The following is a 4,423-nucleotide window of genomic DNA, read 5'->3' as shown; positions in this document are numbered from 1 at the left end:
GGGGACACCCCCGGGATCGGCACCGACATCAGGGTGCGCGTGATCGGTCACGCCACCGGCGGCAACTACAAGGTCGAGGCGGTCTCACCCACTACGGACCGCCCGCTGCTTCTGGCCGTGCGCCACGGCTCCACACCTCCCAGGGCCGGCGCGGAGGTGGACGCCTGGATCCTGCGTCACGCCTCCAACGTCACCTTCGTCACCGTCGACGAGCGTGGACGCAGGCCCATCTCGTCCACCATGGCCGAGCGGTACGTGGGCGCGCTCACCGTCGTCGGGGAACTGGCCGACGGCAACGTCCCGGACGACGCCCGGGCCCGGCTGTCGGAACTCAAAGGCATGGCCAACCGCTGCTTGCGTCTGGATCAGCAGGACTGGCTGGACGTCTGGCGCGTCCTGGGCTCCCCGGACCGGGACCGCTTGAGCCTGCTGCGGGACCTCGCCGCAAACACCAACCGCGCACTCGCCTCGGACGCCCCCGACCTGGACCGGTGCCGGGCGGAACTGCGGCGCAGCGGCTGGACCGAGTCCCTGGCCGAGGCGCGCCGGACGCTGGAACAGCGCCTTGCGGCAGGGACCGCCGACCGGCCGGCGCAAGAGTCCCGGGACACCGAGTCCGCCGTCGCGCGGCCCCCTGGGCCCGCATTGCCCGGGCGGGGCGAACCGCCCGTACCGCCACAGCAGCCCGAGCCGGAGGAGAACCACCCCATGTCCACCACCATCGGCACCGTCGCACCGACGTCCGCACCGGCGGCCGGGCCGAGCACGGACCTGCTCCGGTTCCTGGAGACCTCGACCGCGGCCGACCGCACCTGCAAGACCCATGAGGCGGTGCGCTTCGAGCTGATGGCGGCCCTGCTGCGAGCCGACCGGCAGCCGAAGGCCGACTCGCCGCTGGTCGACGTCAGCTGCACCACCGAGCACGGCCGCTTCCTCTACGAGGTCCTGGGCGTCGGTCTGTCCACGTACACCGACCTCCGCTCGGGAGCAACCCGCCTCCACGAGGTCAACCACACCCTGCCGACGGCCGCCGACCGCCTCTACCTGGTGTTGTCCCAACCGCCCGCCGAGGACTGGGCGGGCGTCACCGTCCACGACGTCTTCGGCGTCCACGTCCTGTGGCGCACCCCGCAGGGCTGGGGCGGTCAGGACACCGAAATCGCCCTCGGTCTCGATCCCGGCCAGGCATGACGCCACCGATCGTTCCGGAGCCCTGAACGACGCGTCGACTTCGTGGTCTCGATCTGACCGACCAGCGGGCCCGTGCAGTGGATGATCTCGCCGAGCCGGCTCTCCTCTAGGCCGTGCGCCTCACGCTGCCGGCGCAGCTCCCAGCCGTAGTGGTCGAGGGGTGGAGCACTGGGGTCGAGCGTTTGCATGTGGGCCATCCGGTGCCTCCGGCCTCCAACGCCGCGCGGCGTTCCTTCCACGTCATGACCGAAGGTGGTCACTTGGTCGCACCGTGGTGATGTGAACGCGGAACTCAGCGCCCCAGCTCCGCCAGCACCGCGTCCGTGAACGCGGGCCACACCTCCGTCGCCCACGTCCCGAACGCCCGGTCCGTCAGGGCCACGCAGGCCGCGCCCGCGTCCGGGTCGACCCACAGGAACGTGCCGGACTGGCCGAAGTGGCCGAAGGTGCGCGGGGAGGACGAACCCCCCGTCCAGTGGGGCGACTTGGCGTCGCGGATCTCGAAGCCGAGGCCCCAGTCGTTGGGGTTCTGGTGGCCGTACCCGGGGAGGACGCCCTTCGTCCCCGGGTACTGCACGCTCATCATCTCCGCGACCGTGCGCGGGTCGAGCAGCCGCGGCGCCTGCACCTCGGCGGCGAACCGCACCAGGTCCCCGGCGGTCGACACGCCGTCCTTCGCGGGGGAGCCGTCGAGGGTCGTCGACGTCATCCCGAGCGGTTCGAGGACCGCCTGCCGCAGGTACTCCGCGAACGGGATGTCCGTCGCCTTCGCCACGTGGTCGCCCAGCTGCTCGAACCCGGCGTTGGAGTACAGCCGCCGCTGTCCGGGCGCAGCCGTCACCCGGTGCTCGTCGAAGGCCAGCCCGCCGGTGTGCGCGAGCAGGTGCCGCACGGTGGACCCCTCGGGCCCGGCGGGCTCGTCCAGTTCGACGGCCCCCTCCTCGTACGCCACGAGCACGGCGTAGGCGGCGAGCGGCTTGGTGACGGAGGCCAGCGCGAAAGGCCGGTCCACGGGTCCGTGCGTTCCGAGCACGGTCCCGTCCGCCCGTACGACGGCGGCGGCAGCGGTGGGAACGGGCCAGTTCTCGATCAGCGCGAGGCTCTCCAAAGACATGTGCAGAGCCTACGGGCCCCCGCCGGTCGGAACTTCAGCCGCATCAGCGGATCCGGCGTGCGGACGAACCCCATCGACTCGTACAGCGGCGCGGCCTCCGCCGGGATCGCCCAGCCGCTTCCGTAGGGTGCTGAGCGACTCGGCGTGCCAGCCGGTGGACGTGTCCGCCCCGGCCGTCGAGTCGATCAGCACCTGACGCAGCCGGAGCAGTTCCCCGGCGTCCTCGGGCACGGCACGGCGTACGAGAGTCATGGTCGGCACGGCGGCGAGCGCGACGGCCGCGTGTCGTCGGGTTTTCGGCGTGATCCGCTTGCCTGGAGCGCACTCCAGGGTTTTAGCGTGGGGACCATGACGGTGATGGAGACCACGGAGCCCGGGACCGACACCTGCGCAGGCCCACCGCGCGCCACGCGGCGCCCGGACGGCCGGGACCAGTACACGATCAGCGAGGTCGTCGCCTTCACCGGCCTGTCGGCGCACACCCTGCGCTGGTACGAGCGGATCGGCCTGATGCCGCACGTCGACCGCTCGCACACGGGCCAGCGCCGCTACCGCAACCGCGACCTCGACTGGCTGGACCTGGTCGGCAAGCTGCGGCTGACCGGGATGCCGGTCGCCGACATGGTGCGGTACGCGGAGATGGTGCGCGAGGGCGACCACACGTACACCGACCGCTTCGAGCTCCTGGAGGCGACGCGGCGGGACGTGCGGGCCAGGATCGCCGAGCTCCAGGGCACCCTCGCCGTGCTCGACCGGAAGATCAACTTCTATGCGGACGCCGGGCGGCCCCTGGCGTCGGAGGGGTCCCGATGACGGACAGCAGGATCGCGACGGCACGGCTCGGTACGGACGGCCCCGAGGTCGGCGTGCAGGGGCTCGGCTGCATGGGCATGAGTTTCGCGTACGGACCGACGGACGCCGGGCAGGCGCGGGCCACGCTGGAGCGCGCGCTGGAACTGGGCGTCACCCTGTACGACACGGCCGACGCCTACGGCCAGGGCGAGAACGAGCGGTTCCTGGCACCGTTCTTCGCGGCGCACCGCGACGAGGTGGTGATCGCGACGAAGTTCGCGCTGGCGATCCCGCCGGACGACCCGACCCGGCGCGTCATCCGCAACGACGCGCCGTACATCAGGCAGGCCGTGGAGGCGAGCCTGAAGCGCCTGGAGGTCGACGTGATCGACCTCTACTACATGCACCGCCGTGACGTGAACGTCCCCATCGAGGAGACCGTCGGCGTCATGGCCGACCTGGTCCGCGAGGGCAAGGTCAAGCAGCTCGGCCTCAGCGAGGTGACGGGCGGCGAACTGCGCGCCGCGCAGACGGTGCACCCGATCGCGGCCGTCCAGTCGGAGTGGTCGCTGTTCAGCCGGGACATCGAGGCGGGCGTCGTCCCGGCGGCCCGCGAACTGGGTGTGACCCTGGTGCCGTACTCGCCGCTCGGCCGGGGCTTCCTCACCGGTTCCTTCGTGAACGCCGACACCGACCTGACCGCCGGTGACTTCCGCCGTCAGCAGCCCCGCTTCACGGGCGGCAACGCGGCGGCGAACGCGGCCCTGCTGGAGCCGGTCCGGTCGGTGGCCGAGGCCCACGGCGCCTCTCCCGGTCAGATCGCCCTGGCCTGGGTCCACCGGCGGGCGGCGGTGCACGGCCTGCCGGTCGTCCCCATCCCGGGCACCCGCAGGCCCGCCCGCGTGGAGGAGAACGCGGCGGCGACCCGTATCGCCCTGACCGAGTCCGACCTGGCCCTCCTGGACCCCATCGCGGCGCAGGTCGCGGGCACCCGCTACGCCGACATGACCTTCACCTCGGCGGGCCGGGAGTAGCCGGGCGTCCCGAAGGGGCGCGGGGCTGTGTCCATGTGCGGCTCCGCCGCGGGGGCGCGACCTGGGGGCAGCTCCCGGCCGGAGGCCGGGGGCCCCACTCACCCGCAGGCAGCACACCCGCGGACGACCCACCTCACAACTCGGCCAGCAGCTCCGCCTTCTTCACCGAGAACTCCTCATCGGTGACGAGCCCGGCCGAGTACAGCTCCCCGAGGTGCCGGATCCGCTCGGCGACGTCCCCCGGGTCGCGCCGGGCCTCCACCGCGGCCCCCGCCCCGCCGGCGGGGGCCGC

Annotated in this window: 4 protein-coding genes and 3 pseudogenes; 3 read left to right on the top strand and 4 right to left on the bottom strand. The window is 72.7% G+C overall.

Annotated features, from left to right (window positions below; genetic code table 11):
• A pseudogene (locus tag KM933_RS38375) lies at positions 1-1,191 on the top strand (ATP-dependent DNA helicase); the annotation flags it as partial.
• Between the two features lie 38 nt (positions 1,192-1,229).
• Here KM933_RS38375 and KM933_RS40130 read toward each other — a convergent pair.
• From KM933_RS40130 to KM933_RS40125, 3 genes and pseudogenes are all read right to left on the bottom strand, one after another.
• A pseudogene (locus KM933_RS40130) lies at positions 1,230-1,430 on the bottom strand (XRE family transcriptional regulator); the annotation flags it as partial.
• A gap of 53 nt (positions 1,431-1,483) precedes the next feature.
• Positions 1,484-2,305: a serine hydrolase domain-containing protein gene (locus tag KM933_RS38370; protein ID WP_221362169.1), complete on the bottom strand. Its 822-nt coding sequence runs from the start codon at positions 2,303-2,305 to the stop codon at positions 1,484-1,486.
• A gap of 72 nt (positions 2,306-2,377) precedes the next feature.
• Positions 2,378-2,557 (bottom strand): annotated as a pseudogene (locus tag KM933_RS40125) (GNAT family N-acetyltransferase); the annotation flags it as partial.
• A gap of 96 nt (positions 2,558-2,653) precedes the next feature.
• On the opposite strand from KM933_RS40125, the gene KM933_RS38365 reads away from it, so the two are divergent.
• Together KM933_RS38365 and KM933_RS38360 are read left to right on the top strand one after the other, a co-directional pair.
• Positions 2,654-3,118 carry a MerR family transcriptional regulator gene (locus tag KM933_RS38365; protein WP_221362167.1) on the top strand — a complete coding sequence of 155 codons (465 nt, stop codon included), beginning with the start codon at positions 2,654-2,656 and terminating at the stop codon, positions 3,116-3,118.
• The gene (locus tag KM933_RS38360; RefSeq protein WP_221362165.1) at positions 3,115-4,131 is read left to right on the top strand and encodes an aldo/keto reductase; all 1,017 of its coding nucleotides are present in this window, start codon (positions 3,115-3,117) and stop codon (positions 4,129-4,131) included. The genes KM933_RS38365 and KM933_RS38360 overlap by 4 nt, the downstream gene beginning before the upstream one ends.
• Positions 4,132-4,264: 133 nt before the next feature.
• Here the strand turns inward: KM933_RS38360 and KM933_RS38355 are convergent.
• A partial coding sequence (locus KM933_RS38355) for an SHOCT domain-containing protein (RefSeq protein ID WP_221362171.1) occupies positions 4,265-4,423 on the bottom strand: 159 nt, incomplete at its 5' end.

The organism is Streptomyces beigongshangae (assembly GCF_019710745.1).
In the GTDB taxonomy this organism is placed as follows: Bacteria; Actinomycetota; Actinomycetes; order Streptomycetales; family Streptomycetaceae; genus Streptomyces; species Streptomyces beigongshangae.
This window is presented reverse-complemented; position numbering and strand designations above follow the sequence as displayed.

Coding starts and splice junctions, on each gene's coding strand:
- KM933_RS38370 (WP_221362169.1), bottom strand. CDS start 2,305: ATGTCTTTGGAGAGCCTCGCGCTGATCGAGAACTGGCCCGTTCCCACC.
- KM933_RS38365 (WP_221362167.1), top strand. CDS start 2,654: ATGACGGTGATGGAGACCACGGAGCCCGGGACCGACACCTGCGCAGGC.
- KM933_RS38360 (WP_221362165.1), top strand. CDS start 3,115: ATGACGGACAGCAGGATCGCGACGGCACGGCTCGGTACGGACGGCCCC.